This window comes from Bradyrhizobium sp. JR4.3 (assembly GCF_040547695.1).
Lineage (GTDB): Bacteria > Pseudomonadota > Alphaproteobacteria > Rhizobiales > Xanthobacteraceae > Bradyrhizobium > Bradyrhizobium canariense.
Genome location: NZ_JBEPQF010000041.1, coordinates 1 through 16,460 on the forward strand (window position 1 = coordinate 1; position 16,460 = coordinate 16,460).

Consider the following 16,460-nt stretch of genomic DNA (forward strand, 5'->3'; position numbering starts at 1 on the left):
GGGCCTCAAGCCCCCAATCCCTGCAATCTCAAATGCCGCCGCAACCGGAAAACTGACTCCTGCTCAATCGCTTAGAGCCTTGTTCACGGACGACTAAAGCCGTTCGGCACGCCTTTTGCGTAGTTCGCTGGTAAATTTGGGAGAACTGTAGGTGCTAAACGTAGTGCTGGATGTTCCGCCGGGGATGTCCCGATCGGTGTTGAACTACGTCGGGCCGACGTTGCCGGGATGAATGTTACGCGGCCCTCGAGACGTGGGCAACGGGCTTGATCGTCATGCGATCGTGGTGAGCTTGAAGGGCTGCACGCAGAACCGACAATTGCTTATGCGCCTTCAATCGTCGAAAGCCCTTGTTGGCCTCGATCATGCCGGCCGCGACCCATCGCAAGGCCATACCGGCATCCCGCCAGCGTTTGACGTTGCGCGTGACGCGGCGAATGGTGCCCATCATGTTCTCGGCGATGTTGGTACAGGCGAGCGATCGACGAAGCTCCTTCGGCAGCTTCAACCGGACGACAGTCAGGATTTCGTCGAGGCCTTCGAGGATGCTGGCCGCGACGCCGGGCCATTGCTGGTCGAGGCGACGCGCGAGATTGCGGATCAATTTTTCAGCCTTGTCGGCGTCATCGAGCTCCCACGCCTGGCGCAGCACCCGACGGGTGGGCGCATGATGCTCTTTCGGCAGGCGTTCCATGATGTTGCGCGCCTTGTGGATCTGGCAGCGCTGGATCGCAGCGGCCGAACCGAAGGTGCGGCGGATCGCCTTCGACAACGCTTTCGCGCCGTCGGCGATGAACAGTCTTGGCATCGTCGGGTCGAGCCCGCGCGAGACCAGGTTGTCCAGCAGGGCCTGAACCGTTGCGGCATTCTCGGTCGCCCCTTCCACCAGCGCCAGCGGATGCTTGTTGCCTTCGCCGTCAACTCCGATCGCGGCGACCAGCACGAGATCGTCGCCGAGATGCAGCCCGTCGATTTGGACCACCAGAAGGTCGAGCGCGGACAGATCGGCAGCCATGAAGTCAGCCAGCCGCGCCGCCGACAGCGCTACGAACCTCCGCGAGGCCGCCGACTTCGAAACCCCCGATCCGGGCGGTGCCGGCACGTCACCTTCGGGCAGCCGGACGGCGCGGCCGAACCGGCGCGTCGACACATTGATCAGCATCAGGTTCATCGCCCAGCGACCGAGCCAATCCTCCTGCGCCGCCGTTTCCCAGCTCGGGATCGTGACCTCGCCGCCATCCACGCCCCGGACCCGCGGGCGCTCGACCTCGATCTTGCCGCCGTGGAAGCCGATCCGTCCCCGCGTTCGGCCCCAACGGTGCGCCCGCCGCGCCGCGTCGCGATCGTGGCGCGGCCCGCAGGCCGCCGTGACATCCGCCTCCATCATCGTGCCGAGCGCCTCGATCCCTGCCGCAAGGCAGAACCGATCGAAGCTCGCCCGCACTTCTGCAAACGCTTCGTCCACAGCCCCGGTCGCCGGCGAACCAGCCGGTGTGATATCTCTCGTCATGGCGTTGCTCTCCTTTGTGGAATCAGCACCCCGAGCCTACCGGCTCAAGGTGGGCAACGCCGACCTCTTCAGAAATTCAACAGAACCCGGGACATCCCCTGTTCCGCTGGTCAGCCAACAACATGACTATGACGGTCAATTGAACATGCGACGAAACTATGCCGGAAATATACGACCGCATGGGAATGACAATTGTTGGTATGCTTGCGCTTGTATGCTGTCGTACTACTTTCGCCCGGGGCCTCGGCTGGGTCTGCCGTCCGTTTGGCGGGCTGACGTAGGCATCAACGGTTACCAGTTTGATTGGTTGGCGCGCACCGAAGAATTAGAGAGGCTCGAAAAGCCAGATGACGGATTTACGCGTGATTTTATCGCAGAGACGCTGACCACACGAGGGCCAATCTGGGCTGCGCTGCGTCTGCCGTCACGCTCCGGGAACGAAATACAACCGAATGGGCATATAGTAGTGTTGACTGGTCTGATAGGAAACATGTTGTGCTACAATGATCCGTCTTACCCAGCGCGTGGAGTGATCTACTTCTGTGATTTTTTATTCGTCGACCTTTTCGTCAAGAATAGCGATTGGCTGTGAACACCCCTCGGGGCCGCAGGGCTCTCCGCTGCGAACCCCGAGCGAAGACACCTCAGTCCTGCTTTCGTGTCCGATTGGCGACATGTAAGTCCGGAAGCCGCCGCCGAGGGCGCGAGTGGTTGGCCGGGCATGGCGTTAAAGAGCGCTGCTTTTTGCCTCCCTTCATCGCATACGGTTGACGCGAGCGGTACTCAAGCAAGTCAAGCGCCCCGTCCCGCGACACGGGACGTGGGATCGTCGCGGAGGAGGGCCGGAACCCTGCGGCAAAGGCGTCAACTCGTTTGCGACCGGTTGCTCGGGCCAGGTCTTTTCGCGGCTCGACCCAACTGCAGGAGGGTCAGCCGCCGTGAGGCCTTGGGCGTCCGTAGCATTGCGGTTGCTAGCTGCGCAATGGTCGCTCAAAGCGGGTTTCGCGGGTGACACGACTGGCTTCGCACCAACCGTCGCGATAAGAAAAGGAGGATTAGCGAATGAGGTTTCCGCCATAGCGAGCGCTGTTCTGGCTGACAGCGGTGGGCAGATCATTGCACGGCTTTGTCGCAGCGCGCCGGAGCTCGAATAGCCTTTAGCCTGTCGCGGAACGTCCCGACCGGACGTGGCTCCCCGAAGTGAGCAATTGCTCAGCAACGACGACGAAAATCAGATCCAGGCACTCGATGCCGAGCAGCCAGTTTGCAGATGATGCGTGGAGTGCCGCAGCGATCGTACGCGCGCGATAGTACAACGCTCTTGCTTGCAACACTTGATGTCGCGCCAAGTGCGTCATCAACAAACCTACCGAAGGCATCGAGCCCAGTGCCTGAAGTCACCGATAACGCGGCCGTCGAGAAACTCGCCAAAGACGTAGATCGCCGGACCGCCGAGCCGTCTTGGTCTGGCAGGTCTTCGTCCTTTCATCGATTGAGGATACAATTCCGGTGTCGGACCGCGTGCGTCCGGCGTGGAAGCGACGCTTACCGATTCAGCAACGATGGACGACACAGACAGCATCCGTTTGAGAATGTCCAGTGTCCAACAGCCGCAGCGCTTCTGTCAGGTTGAGAACACCTGCCGCTTTTCGCCGAACCCAAGGTTTTCGATACGTAATCAGCCGCTTAAATGAGGGCATGCCATTGGCACGGCCGTTGCTATTGAGATCCGGCAACACTGTTTGGCTGAGTACACGCAGATGCGCAAGACGAGCGATGCTCTTCCGTCCTCAGGGCCGCGTGCCTCGATCCTGAGAGAGAATGCCGGCGCGTCCTCCGCGCGATCTGAGAACGCTCGAAAAGATCTTCGCTCTTCGTGCACTAAACGCGCCCAAACCAGTCAATCAGCTCCACACCAATGGCGCGGGACAGGTGACGTCAACGATGGTGCTGCACGGAAGTCTAAAGCGACGATCGAATATTGATGTGCGCTAAGTGAGTGAGCCTGAGGGGACCGGATGCATCTCATACTCGAAGTCGTCGGAGAGCAGGCTGAACCGCTAGGTCGTAACGCTAGACAGGCGTTTGGACCAGAAGGTGGCTCCCTGGGGCGGGGGCTCGGCTGCAACTGGCAGCTTCCCGATCGAACCAACACGCTGTCAGCACGCCACGCACTGATCGCATTCAATGGCATTGGCTTCAACATCACCGACACCAGCACTAATGGTGTCTACATCAACACCGTTGACGCGCCGTTAGGACGTGGCAATACAGCACCGTTGGCCGATGGCGATACACTCTACATGGCGCATTACATCATCTCTGTCATGATTGAGAACGATCCTGTCGAGGAACGTCAAGGGCTCGGCCTGACAGGCTCGAACGCAGTGCGTCCCGGCGGTGCAACACGGACCTTGCCGTCGCCTTTGCTCACCCAAGAGGTTCTAACAGCACATGATTCGACTGGCGGACTACTAGAGGGCGTTGCGAATGTTCAACTCGACCCATTAATGGCGCCTGCTAACACCGAATTGTTCTCCTATTCAGCTGCGGAAGGGAAGCCGCAAGCCGTCGTTTCGCCCCGAGCGACTCATCCATTGTGCTTGCCTGAAGACGAAACGCTCGCCAACGACACAGGCTCTGTCGAGCCGAATGTGCTGGCAGATGTTCCTCCGCGGCCCTCGAGCTCGGCCATCGCGGACGTGCATCCGTTGGGCAAACTTCCACGAGTTCTGTTGTCGTCGGCGGCCGCCCCGCTTGTCGAGCCATCGAATTCGCCTCCACGGTCGCTCTCGGATGAAAGTTGTGCACCGTCGAATGCTCGACCTGCATCACCCATTCCCGAGGACCTCGACCTCAGCGATCTGTTGCCGGGAGCCGCCTCGTGCCGGATGCCATTGGTGCCCTCGCAGCGAGAAAATGCGCGTCTCGATAAATCGAACGAAGCGCTGCACATCGCGCCGAAGCAGCTCGCTCCTCCCTCGACGAATGATCTCGGGAAATTACGGGATCCTGGCTCGAGGTCGCCCTCGCTCGATGAGCGGGACCTTGATCGGCTGGCGAGCCTGAAGGAAGCTGCTGCGCAACGCGTCGTCGCCTCTCCCGAGGTGAGCAACGCGACAAGGAGCAGGGCGCCGCAGTTGCCGGCGACCTCTCCATCCGACGCAGACGAACTCCAGGCGTTCTGGGACGCGCTCGGATTCAGTCCGGACCTTGTGCCACCAGCGCAGCATCAAGAGTTCTTTGCCGAACTCGGCCGTGCGATCGCCGAGATGGCGAACGGCCTGCATTCGATCCTGACGGCGCGGGCCACGGTGGAGAATGAGTGCCAAATCGGGTCGGTGCAGACACGCGCTGGGAACGACAATGCATTACAGTTCATGAAGAGCAGTCACGCCCTGCGCGAGGCGCTCGCAAAAGATCACGGAATCCTGCTGCTCTCCCGGTCTGTACGCGCGGGCTTCGACGACATAAAGGCGTATGAAGTCGCGGCCATAGCGGCGATGAGGGGGGCGGTCAGCAATGTGCTAACACACATGAGTCCTCAGCGTATCGAGAGCGACGGTGCTAATAGCGGGCTGTTCGGAACACGCATCACTAAGGCCAAATTGTGGGACAGATTTGTGGAACTGCACGCATCCATGATCAGTGACATTGACCGAACTGCTCGCTCTTACATCGCTGAAGAGTTTGCTAGAAGCTACGAATCGCAATTCTCCGCGCCTGGCCAGAATGCAGGGAAAACGGCGTAATGGCGCCGTCAAACACACCTCAGCGGTTGTCCGCCCTTGCCGGTGCATTGCTGTTGGCTGCTGCGGCCAGCAGTTGTTCGACTGATAAGAGCTCGAAGACGACGCCAATCAAATTCGTGATCGAGGCCGATGAGCTCGTCAATCCAAACGCGCACGGCAAACCGTCGCCGGTTGTGGTCCGTATCTATGAGCTGAAGTCAACCGCGAGTTTCACGCAAGCGCAATTCTTTGAGCTGTTCGACGATGGTGCCAAACGCCTCGGCCCCGATCTGGTGGCTACGCGTGAGTACGAGCTGTCCCCTGGCGGTAGAGTCGATTTCGAACGCAACACGCCGATCGAGACTCGAAGTGTCGGTGTGATTGCCGGCTTCTCCGGCAACGATGCGCAGTGGCGCACAACTGCCGAAATCAAGCCTGATCGTGACAATAGGATTTTGGTCAAACTGACCGCACAGGCTGTTACCATCGAGGAGGAGGCCAGCCGAAACTGGTGGAAAATCTTCTGACCGGCTCGTGGTGACCGCTTACGGCCGCCGGGCAGATACATCATTGGCAAACTCAGCGAAGAGGCGCTTGAAATAGTGTCTACGACAAGCAAACCGATCTGGTCCGAAGGAATGTTGGTGCGGCCGCAGCACTTTCAGCAGTACGACCGCTGGATCGAGCAACTGGTCGAGAACCGCGTTGCTGGTTTGGTCGGCTACGGCTGGGGCGTTCGAAAAATTGCCTTTGACCGCAATCTTCTGGCGCTTGGCCAAGTCGCCCTGACTGAACTTGAAGCCATTATGCCCGACGGCACGGCCCTTCGTTTACCTGAGCATGTCCGCCTTCCGATCGGACGAATCCCTCCACCCGCGGCGAGAAACCTGCTGGTCAAGATCACGGTGGGTACACGCCGGCAGGCCGGCAGCGACGTCGCTTCCGGGGATGCACTTGCGCGCCGCCACGATCAGGAGGTCTTGCAGGTCCGGAATGCGAGCGCGCCGGAAAAGGCTCCGATCGACATCAGGGTTGCGCCGCTAATAACACATCTCATGTTCGACGGCGAGGAACAGGGTGATCTGATCACGCTTCCTATTTGCCGCATCCGTGAGATCGCTCCGGCCGGTGCGATCACTTTATCCGACACCTACGTTCCGCCGGCCATCGACATTCATGCAGTCCAGCCGCTCATCGCGCTGTTGAACGAGGCCAGATCGTTGCTGCGGACGCGCGCAGAGGCGCTTGCTGCGCGCGCGGATCCCTCGCGCGCGACGACAGACGGAGCGGGACTGATTGATCTTATCACTTTGTCGATTGTGAACGGGGCAGAAGCCGAGTTCGACCACTTCGCAGCAACACGTGGGCACCATCCTGAAACCCTCTTCCGCGCGGTGCTTGGTCTTGCAGGGCAGCTGTCGAGTTTCGTTGGCGACCGCCGCCCACCGCAAGAGATGCCTCCCTATCGGCATGAGGATCTCGAGAGCTGCTTCACGCCGTTGTCTGATACTCTGCACAAGCTGCTGTCTTTCGTGATCGAGAGCACCGCAATATCGCTCCCCTTGCAGGATCGAGGCTACGGCATCCTGATTGGGCTGATCACCGACCGTACCTTGTTCCAGAACGCTCGTTTCGTTCTCGTCGCTGTGGGAAGCGTACCGACCGAGAAGTTGCGTAACCAGCTTCCGGCGCAGATGAAAGTAGGCTCGGTCGAGCAGATTCGCGATCTCGTTAATCTTCAACTCCCGGGTGTTCCGATTCGCGCCCTCGCGGTGGCGCCACGCGAGTTGCCTTACATCCAGAATGCTGTCTATTTCGAACTGGACCAGTCGGTGGAGCTGTGGCGCATCTTGCCGCGCTCGGCGGCCTTTGCTTTCCACGCCAGCGGTGACTACTCGGATCTCCACCTCGAGTTCTGGGCCATCCGTGGAAAACGGGCGTGATGGGCTCGAAACAGATGGATGAACCAACAGTCATTGGACGAAGGCCAGTCGGTCCAACCCGTAACACTCAAAGCGGGCAACCTTGCGCTTTCGTTGCACCGAAGGTCGCGGCTCCAACGGGTCCTCATACGTCGTCGCCTGTATTTGAATCAGACGAGGTATGGGCAGAAGACCATACCGAGATAGTTGTGCAAAATCTCTTCGAGCCAAAGGCAGTGGAGGACGCCTTAGTCGCGGCCGCGACCCCGCTCCTTTTGGTCGTCGCGCAGCTTCGTGTCGTCAACAATGCCGATATCTCCGCGCTGCGTCGCGGGATTGTCGAGCAAATCCGTCGCTTCGAGGAGCGTGCCACCAAAGAAGAAGCGGGCGGAGGCGATATAAGAGCCGCCCGTTACGTGATATGCGCGCTGCTGGACGAGGCGGTAATGACCACGCGCTGGGGCGGTGAAAGCGCATGGAGTGACAACAGCTTGCTCAACCAGTTCCACAACGAGACGTGGGGAGGCGAGAAGGTCTTCCAAATACTCGAGCGCGTCCAGGCAAAGCCGGCCAAGTACCTCGCGTTGCTTAAGCTCATCAACATCAGCTTGTTGATGGGATTCGAGGGCAAATATCGCGTGATGGAAGGGGGGCGCGAACGGCTTGAAGACCTGCGTTCCGACGTTCAACGTCTCTTGCGGGGCTATACCAGGGCACCACCCGCCGAACTATCGATCCGATGGCGCGGCATCAAAGTACGTACGGGCGTGCGCCCCTACGTGCCATTGTGGACCATCTTCGTCGCTGCCGCCTTTGTTATGCTGACCGGCTACAGTTTCGTCCGTTGGCGACTATCGGACGAACTCGCGCCCCTCGAGCAGCTGCTCTTCGTGATCGGGCAGTCCGGGCGGCGTTAATGTGGAGGTGCAGATGTTTGGTGCTCAATTCGCGGCACTCTTCTCGGTTCGAGGCATCACCACGCTGATCGCCTTGTTGCTGGTCAGCGCGTTCATTTGGGTAGGCGGGCCTTACCTTGACCTGTTCGGTCAACATCCGTTCGGCTCGGTGACTGTTCGCGCCGCCACAATCGCCTGCTTCTTTCTGGCGGTGGTCGTCATCATCTTTGTCCGTTCTTGGCTGGCGCGCCGTGCCAACCGGCGGGTCATCAAGTCGCTGATGGAGAGCGAAGGCCTCGTCACGACCTCCAAAAATCGTAGTCAGGAGGAGGTCGAGCTGATCCGGGCACGCTTCGAGGACGCGCTTAAGGTCCTGCGCGATGAGGTGTTCGCCGGCAAGATCGGACCAAGCTCTCTCTTCGAATTGCCCTGGTACGTCATCATTGGGCCATCGGGCGCCGGCAAGACGACGATCCTGCGCAACTCGGGCCTCCAATTTCCGTTGGCCGAACGGCTCGGCGCCCACCCGGTGGCGGGCCTCGGCGGCACGCGAAGCTGCGAGTGGTGGTTTACCGAAGAAGCAGTCTTGATCGACACGGCAGGTCGTTACACGAGCCAGGATACGGATGCCGAGGTCGATCGTGCGGCGTGGCACGGCTTTCTCAATCTTCTCACAATGCATCGACGCCGGCGGCCGATCAACGGCATCTTGGTTGCGATCAGCCTGTCCGATCTCTTGATGCGCCATGAGAACGGGCGCAGGCTCGCCCAGTCGATTCGATCGCGGATACAGGAGCTTCTGAAGACGTTTGGCATGCGCATTCCGGTCTATGTTGTGGTGACCAAGTGTGATCTCGTGCCTGGCTTCGCTGAATATTTCGACGATCTCGACGATGAGGGCCGCGCGCAGGTCTGGGGCAAGACCTTTCCTCTCGAGGGGCCAGGCGATCACATTGATGACGTCGTAACCCGTGAGATCGAGGAACTTGCCGAGCGGCTCGAGGGCCAATTAGCCTTTCGCATGCATGACGAACGTAATCCCAATCGTCGTGCAATGATGTATATATTTCCGAAAGAGTTGCGGAGCATCCGGACCGCGGTCGCTGGCTTCGTGAGCGAGGTATTCCGGTCGAGCCGCGTCGAAGTACAACCGATGCTGCGCGGAATCTACCTGACAAGTGCTGCCCAGGAAGGGATGCCGATTGAGAGGATCAGCGCTGCGGTCAGAAGGAATTGCGGTCTGCGCGCAGTCCTGCCCACGTCGTCAATCGGACCGGGAAAGGGATTCTTCATCAAGCAGTTGCTGGCCGACGTGATCTTTGCCGAGCAGGGACTGGTCGGCCGCAATCTCAAACTCGAATGCAAGCTCGCGATGAAGCACTATGGTGGCTATTTCGCGGCGGTCATACTGGCGGTAGCCGCATTGACCCAGTGGTACGACGCCTTCGCCCGCAGCGAAGCGCGCATCACTGAAATCAAAATGGCCGCACAGACACTGCAAGGACGCCTCAAGGAAGTACGCGAGCCGCTGGACCTGAAGCAGCTCTTGCCGACCCTCAATGCCGCGCGCCGGCTGCGTCTGGCTGCCGGCGAGAACACTTGGTACACTTGGCTCGGTGCCGTCGGAATTTCGGCGACCCCGGTGCTCGTGCCAGCTGCGCAACAGGCCTATGATCAGATTCTGGTCGATCGCCTGCTGCCGGTTTTTGCCAGCAGGCTTGCCTTTCGCATCGAAGACCTATCGCGTATTGGCAATGATGCTCTGCTGGACCAAGCCAAGGAAATGTTCCGCACGTATTTGAGGCTGAGCGATCCGAGGCATTTCGATCGCGGCAAAGTCGAACAGGCTGCGCGTAGCGAAGTGGCGCGTGCATTTGCGCTCGACGAGACATCAGCGGGCGAGCTAATGGAGCATTTTTCACGCCTCATAGAGTTGCTGCCGAAGCCCATCGCGAGTGACCGGACATTCGTAGTTGCGGTGGGCTCGCGGCTGATGGAACGTCCCCCGGTCGAGCAGATCTACGCCCGGCTTTTGCGCGAAGGCGCTCAGAACACGCAGCTCCGGCCAATCCACCTGGTCAGTCTACTGGGGGCGGGCCAGCTTGAGATAAAACCCCAGGCTGTGCTCCCTACTTTTGACCAGCAAGGGCTACCTTCTTCGGACGGCACTGCGATCATCCCGGGCATCTTCACACGAGATGGTTGGATCGATTTCGTGCTGCCGCAGCTTCCAATCATCGTCCAGGACGAGCAAAGCGGCGACTGGGTCCTCGCCGGTAGCTCGTTCGACGAGGCGGATACACAGCAGGTGGTGCGCAAGGTCATCGATCGCTATGTTGCCGATTACATTCGCATTTGGACAAACGCGCTGAGCAGCGTCCGCGTCCGCAAGTTCGACGATATGCAGCGCGCCTCGGGGATCCTGCGCGGGTTGGCCGGCCCGCAAAGCACCCTGCAGCAGATCATTTCCCTCGTGCGCGACAATACGAACCTGCCGCCGCCCGGAGAGCAGAACGCGGCCAGGGCGGGCGAGACAGCGGTCAGCATGTTCTCTGCGGCACCCGGCGACGGTTCCTGGCCGGGAACACGAATTACGGAAGCCTTCCGGCCTCTGGTCCAACTCGGCATAGGCGGGGCCTCGGGAGAGCCGGCCGGTATGGATCGCATCCGGGATCTTTTCGGCGGTCTGTATGCAACGGTGGCCGGTATCGCGACCGCACCGGATCCCGGCCAGGCCGCATTTCAGCTCGTTCAGCGGCGCGTCAAGGACCCGAACAACGATGCCTTCGGCACCTTGCGCGCCGACTCGGCGCTACAACCCGAGTTGGTCCGGACCATCATGAACGACATCGCGCGTTCAACATGGAGCGTCTTGCTTCAACAGGCCCACGGGCATCTCAATGCCGTTTGGATGTGGAAAGTGGTGCCGGTCTGCCAAACTGGCATCTACCAGCGTTATCCATTTTTCTCGGGAGCGACCGAGGACGTAACATTAAAGGACTTCAGCGATCTCTTTCGTCCCGCTGGCATCCTCGATGACTTTTTTCAGGATTACCTGTCGCCATTCGTCGTCGAGGGCAGGACCGGCCTTGAGCCGGCGACGATTGACGGCGCGGCGGCGCCGATCCATGCGGATGCTCTGGCTCAATTTCAGCGCGCGCGAGAAATTCGCAAGTCCTTCTTCAGCGGTTCTGGCGCCGCACCGGCCGTGAAGTTCAGCATCAAGCCGGTCTACCTCGCCCCCAAACTGCTCCGCGCGACTTTTGTCATGGATGGCAGGGAGATCGTCTATCGTCATGAGCCGTCCCGTGCCTACGACATTGAATGGCCGACTCGAAACGATGCAAGCACGGCCTCCATCACCCTTGTCTTAGTGGATGGGACTGAGGAGAAGATAGAGCGCTCAGGCCCTTGGGCTCTCTTCCGTCTCCTCGACGCCTCGCGGCCCGCCTCGCGTGGCGCTCCCGACCGCTTCACCATCGCGATCGGTGGATCTCACCGGCCCAAGGTAACCTATGAACTGCGGGCGGAAAGTGTAAGCAATCCCTTCAGTTTACATGTCCTTCGTTCGTTCCAATGTCCGGATCACCTATGATAGGAGCGCCGTGAGAGTTCTTTTCAGTGTTTTTGGGAAGAGCCGCGAAAATGACGGTGGCACCACCGTGGAGCGAGCGCTCAGCTCGGCCGCAACGCTCGCACGCCGTCGCCCGGTAGCGGCGAGTGAGCTGCGCGACACTTCCCAGCTTTGCCGCAACCGCATCGATACGAAAGTGCTGTATCAGGAGCTCAAGGGACTGTTGGCGGTCCACATTCTGACGGGCATCGTCCTGCCTTGCGCTCCAGCGGAACAGGCTAACAAGGATGCGAGTGCGATCGTCGAACGTTTGGGCGAGGTTGCATTGTGAGTACGGCCGCCTTGGGATACGTGCTGGGCGGTCGTTTCGACCTAGTAGAGGTCATCGGCGAGGGCGGCACCAGCACCGTCTATCGCGCGATTGATCGGATCGGCCTATGGGCGCGTGAGCAAAATCCCGAGGTCGCAGTGAAGGTCATCCAACCGCATTCGAAGATGCGCCCGAAATTAGTGCAGTTGCTGCACGGCGAGGCGCGCCTTTTGCGCGACTTCGTGCACCAGAATTTGGTGCGAATCTACGATTCCGACTACGACGGCAAGTACCATTACATGGTCATGGAGCTCTTAAAAGGCCGCTCGCTAGCGCAGATCCTGGCCGATCGTCAGGGACAGCCGCTGTCACCCTCTGTATCCTTTCATATCGTCAACGCCGCCGGGCAGGGGCTCACCCACATGCACAACTTAGGTATCGTCCATGGTGACCTCAAACCGGGAAACATCTTCATGACCTCGACGGGCGAGATCAAGATTGTGGATTTTGGGACAGTCGTCACGCTGGGCGGCCCGCCGCAATGCGACAGGGCGAAAGCTGTGCTGGATCAAATTGGACTCCTGACACCGGCTTATGCTTCCCCAGAGATGCTGATGGGTGAGCCACGGGCGGAAAGTGACGATGTCTACTCTCTCGCGGTGGTCGCGTATCTGGCCCTGACCGGCAAGCACCCGTATGCGCGGTGGCCGGCCGACGAAGCACTCAAGGCAAATCTCAGACCGGCGCAGTCCCCGATTATTTCGTCAGCGCAATGGCGGGTGCTCGCTTCGGGCCTTGCCCTAAATCGCCGCGACCGGATACAAACCGTCGGTGAGTTCGTTCAAAGTCTTGGTCGGCCGCCCTGGTTCTACCGATTGTGCGGTCAGCGTATGCCAATGTCCGAGTGAGAGTAGGCGCGCGCGAAGTTACTCGCAGAAAAAGCCCGAATGCGACGTCATGAGGAGCGCACAGTCTCGCTCTTTTGGGTGCTCATCGGCAACTGGAGAGAGGATCTCTTTCCGCTGCCAGAATTCGCTGAAACGCCGCAGTTCAAATTGTTCGATAGCCGCGGAGGAAGTTTTGGCGCTCGGATTATGGCGCGGCTGACCCGTATTGGAATTGGCCGGCTAGTGTTCCGATGCTGACGAACGATTCACGAATCGGCTCAGACCTGCCAATCTGGGCCGATGAGGACGATCGGACGGATTTCGATCAGCTGTGCTGATCGCGAAGGATTGGAGGGACTGGTCCGAAACCGGAACGCGCCCCAGAAGGTGGTTTGGAGAGCGCAGATCGTGCTTTTGGCCAGCGATTGCGACGGCCGTGGGCAAGAGCCTTCTGACAATACGCCGCTGGCGCCGCCGCTATGTTGGCAAGGGAGCGGACAAGCTTTTGAAGGACGCAACCCGGCCTTCGCGCGTCAAGCGGTTGAGCCCTGAGAAGATCAAGAAAGTGGTGCGGACGCTGCACGAGAGGCCTTCGAAGGCAACGCATTGGAGCGGCGCAGCATGGCGGCGGCAGCCGGCATTTCCTACAGCAGCGTCCAAGGGATCAACGGATCTGGCGTGCGGCGGGCTGAAGTCGCATCGACACGTTCAAGGTCTCGCGCGACAAGCACTTCGCCGCGAAGGTCGAGGATATGATCTGGCTCTATCTCGATCCGCCGGACAGGCGCTGGTTCTCTGAGTCGATGAAAAAGAGCCAGATTTAAGCCCTCGACCGCCCTCAGCCTGGCCTGCCGATGATGAAGGGCCGCGCCGGAACGACGACCCATGACTATAAGCACGATGGCACAGGAGCTGTTTGCAGTGCTCAGCATGCTGGACGGCAAGGTCATCGGGGCGTGCATGGCACGCCATCAGCATCGGGAGTTTCTGCGCTTTCCAAGCTGATTGACCAACAGATCAGGGTCTCGACCTTCACCTCCTCGTCGCCAACTATGCCACGCATAAGACCCCGGCCGTGAAACGCTGGCTCAAGGCACATCCGCGCTTCCACATGCACTTTGCGCCCACCTCGGCGTCCTGGCTCAACATGGTTGAGCGCTTCTTTGCCGAAATCCCCCGAAACCGCATCCGCCGCGGGAGCGTCGCTGAGCTGAAAGGCCCCATCATGCAATACCTGGAAAACCACTATGCCGATCCCAAACCGTCCGTCTGGAACCAAGTCTGCGAGCCAAATCTTCGAAAAGTCGCCCGGGCGAAACAAGCGTTAGATTCACGACATTAGATCAAGCGATCTCTGTATATGAGCGACACGTACGAGGCGAACACATCCGCTGCCAGGGAGCCAAACCCTGGCCTTGGCCCGCGCCGGGAGGCAAATCGATCGCTTGTTGCACCGGGAATCTGTGAGCTGGCCATGCGGATAGTTTATAAGATGGCAATGCCGATCGTCTGCTCCACTTCAGACTTGCAGCCCAACCGTTCCTTTGGCAAGCTTAGCGTCGATGGATGACAAGGATGCAGCCGCCTGGTCCCGTTTCGGCTGTGTACCGCTCACCCTGGATGTAGAAGCGAGGCATTGGAACTTCAGGGGTCGGCAGAAGTCTGAACGCTCGCAGTATGCCGATCAGGAAGTCGTCGGCCACGCGGGGGCCGTGAATCCAGTCATTGCCGACGCTCGCCCCGATATCGGGGAATGGCTCGATTTCATTCATCTGCTGGGCTCGAGGCAGGGGCTGCAGTCCCAACTCGCTGTATCCAGGGGTGAGAATAAAGTTTTTGCCTTCCGGATTATTTGGAGTCACGGGCACCCGCCCTGCCCACAATACCGCAGCATAGCGCATACCGTTGATGAGCACACTTTCTGGCCGCAACACCGCCGGAAGGAGGCCGCTTTCGCGCAATTCCGCGATCAGTGGGTCCGGCGCTAGGCCGCCCCTCCAACCGGGGAGGACATAAGCTCCGAAGTCACGCTCGGCTTGCCTAGCCCCTGCTGCCAGGTACGGGCGATCCGACGGCATTGTGGGCGCCAGTGGTGATGACGATGGCCCGGTGACTTCGAAGCCCTGAAACATCGCACCGCGCGTACGGGCCCAGTCCTCGAATTGAACGTGGCGCTGAAAATCCCGAAGCATATCTCGCAAATTCAGGAGACGATTACGAATTCCGCCAATCGCGGGTGCGTAGCGCCCTATACAGTCGGCTGCATAGGCTTGCACGTCGGCATCCAACGACGGCAGCGCAATCCGGTCCACCATTGGGGGTCTGTTGGTCTCGCGGATCCACTCGAGGAAGTCGTACAAATCCCCTGCAGCATGGTCGGCGCCGCGCGAACGGCGGTTCGGGAGCTTCTCTCTAAGCCAATCCCAAAAGTCCTGATGAAACGGCATGTCCACCTCACACGGGCCGCGCACCTGATTGGAGCCCCTGCTGCTTTCGCCGCCACCGCTGCTATCGCTGTTGTCGGTGATATCGTTGCTATTGCGGCTACTTGACGAGGGCCCGGCTCCATCAAAGCCCTGAAACATCAGACTCCTCTCACGTGCCCACTTCTCCAAATGCAGGTCCCGAAGCATATCTCGCAAGTTCAGGAGACGATTACGAAACCCGCCAATCTCCGGTGCATCGCGCCCTATATAGTCGGCTGCATAGGCTTGCACGTCGGTATCCAATGACGGCCGCGTAATCCGGTCGGCGATCGGGGGTCTGTCAGTCTCACGGATCCACCCGAGGAAATCGTGCATATCGCCTGCTGCAACGTCGGCGCGGGGGGAGCGGCGCTCCGGGAGCTTCCAAGCAAACCAGTCCCAGAAGTGCTCATAAAGCTGCATATCCGCCGCATAGAGGGGGAGCCACTGATCCGAGCCGCCGCTGCTGTCACTCACGCGAACCTCGGGTAAAAGGTGCAACTGCAGCGGTAAGGCATGCGCGCTCGATGCGAAGCGCACGTCGCGTGAGTTTGGTTTGGGAGCCGTCCTGCCAGATGCTCCGAATTGAAAAGCAGCACGATTCGCCACCGCTCCAGCTTGTTTGCGATCAATCTTAACCGCCGACACTTCGTCGTTCGGCAGGGCGATGGATGTTGCGATGACGAATCCGACGAGATTGACCATCGACTTCTCGAGACCGGTTCTCGCGTTACGAGTCGATCGCGGCCGTATAATCCCGATCGACGAGAAGCTCAAGTCGGCGGCCATCTGCGGCGCACCCTCTGCCCCTCGGATCCTTTCCTTGTCTGCGCAGGGACCGGAGCCATGTTGTCTTGCCGCGTTGCAGTGTCAGCGCTTCGATAGCTTCGGGATTGTCTCGGGCTCGCCTCCAAGGCGGTCCGAAAACAGCAGTCACAATCCTCAGTGCCGCGTCTAGCCTGAAGTGGTGATAACACGGCCCCTTAGGAGCTCAAGGACGCAGCGCGTTTCTGAAGTGCACAGGCTAACACACGAGATGCCCAGAAGTGAACCAGACCAATCTGCACTGTCTGTTCGGTCACAAACACTTTTGTTTAACGATCGACATGTCTGTTTGCTGCGCGGTCTTAGAACCGAAGTACCGGTTCAATGCTGTGGCCCACCA

General features: G+C 59.7%; 10 protein-coding genes and 1 pseudogene. 9 read left to right on the forward strand and 2 right to left on the reverse strand.

Annotated elements, in window-relative coordinates:
- Window positions 1-235: 235 nt before the first annotated feature.
- The gene (locus ABIB91_RS36190; RefSeq protein ID WP_317245153.1) at window positions 236-1,510 is read right to left on the reverse strand and encodes an IS256 family transposase; all 1,275 of its coding nucleotides are present in this window, start codon (window positions 1,508-1,510) and stop codon (window positions 236-238) included.
- Between the two features lie 145 nt (window positions 1,511-1,655).
- On the opposite strand from ABIB91_RS36190, the gene ABIB91_RS36195 reads away from it, so the two are divergent.
- The 9 genes and pseudogenes from ABIB91_RS36195 to ABIB91_RS36235 all read left to right on the forward strand — a co-directional run bounded on the left by ABIB91_RS36195 (window position 1,656) and on the right by ABIB91_RS36235 (window position 14,172).
- On the forward strand, window positions 1,656-2,102 hold the full coding sequence (locus ABIB91_RS36195; RefSeq protein WP_354171647.1) for a papain-like cysteine protease family protein: 447 nt from the start codon (window positions 1,656-1,658) through the stop codon (window positions 2,100-2,102).
- A 1,426-nt stretch (window positions 2,103-3,528) separates the two neighbouring features.
- Entirely contained in the window at window positions 3,529-5,262 is a 1,734-nt protein-coding gene (gene tagH, locus ABIB91_RS36200) for a type VI secretion system-associated FHA domain protein TagH (protein ID WP_354171579.1), read from the forward strand.
- Window positions 5,262-5,768 (forward strand): type VI secretion system lipoprotein TssJ, encoded by a 507-nt coding sequence (gene tssJ, locus ABIB91_RS36205; RefSeq protein WP_354171581.1) that lies wholly within the window; start codon window positions 5,262-5,264, stop codon window positions 5,766-5,768. Before tagH ends, tssJ begins: the two co-directional genes overlap by 1 nt.
- A 75-nt stretch (window positions 5,769-5,843) precedes the next feature.
- Window positions 5,844-7,184: a type VI secretion system baseplate subunit TssK gene (tssK, locus tag ABIB91_RS36210; protein ID WP_354171583.1), complete on the forward strand. Its 1,341-nt coding sequence runs from the start codon at window positions 5,844-5,846 to the stop codon at window positions 7,182-7,184.
- A gap of 188 nt (window positions 7,185-7,372) precedes the next feature.
- Window positions 7,373-8,080, forward strand: coding sequence for a type IVB secretion system protein IcmH/DotU (gene icmH / locus ABIB91_RS36215; protein ID WP_354171585.1), 708 nt, complete (start codon window positions 7,373-7,375; stop codon window positions 8,078-8,080).
- Window positions 8,081-8,093: 13 nt separating this feature from the next.
- Window positions 8,094-11,654, forward strand: coding sequence for a type VI secretion system membrane subunit TssM (tssM, locus tag ABIB91_RS36220; protein WP_354171587.1), 3,561 nt, complete (start codon window positions 8,094-8,096; stop codon window positions 11,652-11,654).
- 10 nt (window positions 11,655-11,664) lie between these two features.
- Window positions 11,665-11,964 carry a hypothetical protein gene (locus ABIB91_RS36225; RefSeq protein WP_354171589.1) on the forward strand — a complete coding sequence of 100 codons (300 nt, stop codon included), beginning with the start codon at window positions 11,665-11,667 and terminating at the stop codon, window positions 11,962-11,964.
- Window positions 11,961-12,851: a serine/threonine protein kinase gene (locus ABIB91_RS36230; protein WP_279682258.1), complete on the forward strand. Its 891-nt coding sequence runs from the start codon at window positions 11,961-11,963 to the stop codon at window positions 12,849-12,851. The genes ABIB91_RS36225 and ABIB91_RS36230 overlap by 4 nt, the downstream gene beginning before the upstream one ends.
- A gap of 279 nt (window positions 12,852-13,130) precedes the next feature.
- Window positions 13,131-14,172 (forward strand): annotated as a pseudogene (locus ABIB91_RS36235) (IS630 family transposase).
- A 211-nt stretch (window positions 14,173-14,383) separates the two neighbouring features.
- Here ABIB91_RS36235 and ABIB91_RS36240 read toward each other — a convergent pair.
- Window positions 14,384-16,000 carry a hypothetical protein gene (locus ABIB91_RS36240; RefSeq protein ID WP_354171591.1) on the reverse strand — a complete coding sequence of 539 codons (1,617 nt, stop codon included), beginning with the start codon at window positions 15,998-16,000 and terminating at the stop codon, window positions 14,384-14,386.
- Between the last annotated feature and the right edge of the window lie 460 nt (window positions 16,001-16,460).

Bases quoted from the DNA above. Each gene is read 5' to 3' on its own strand.
- ABIB91_RS36190 (WP_317245153.1), bottom strand. From the start codon at position 1,510: ATGACGAGAGATATCACACCGGCTGGTTCGCCGGCGACCGGGGCTGTG.
- ABIB91_RS36195 (WP_354171647.1), top strand. From the start codon at position 1,656: ATGCGACGAAACTATGCCGGAAATATACGACCGCATGGGAATGACAAT.
- tagH (WP_354171579.1), top strand. From the start codon at position 3,529: ATGCATCTCATACTCGAAGTCGTCGGAGAGCAGGCTGAACCGCTAGGT.
- tssM (WP_354171587.1), top strand. From the start codon at position 8,094: ATGTTTGGTGCTCAATTCGCGGCACTCTTCTCGGTTCGAGGCATCACC.
- tssJ (WP_354171581.1), top strand. From the start codon at position 5,262: ATGGCGCCGTCAAACACACCTCAGCGGTTGTCCGCCCTTGCCGGTGCA.
- ABIB91_RS36240 (WP_354171591.1), bottom strand. From the start codon at position 16,000: ATGGTCAATCTCGTCGGATTCGTCATCGCAACATCCATCGCCCTGCCG.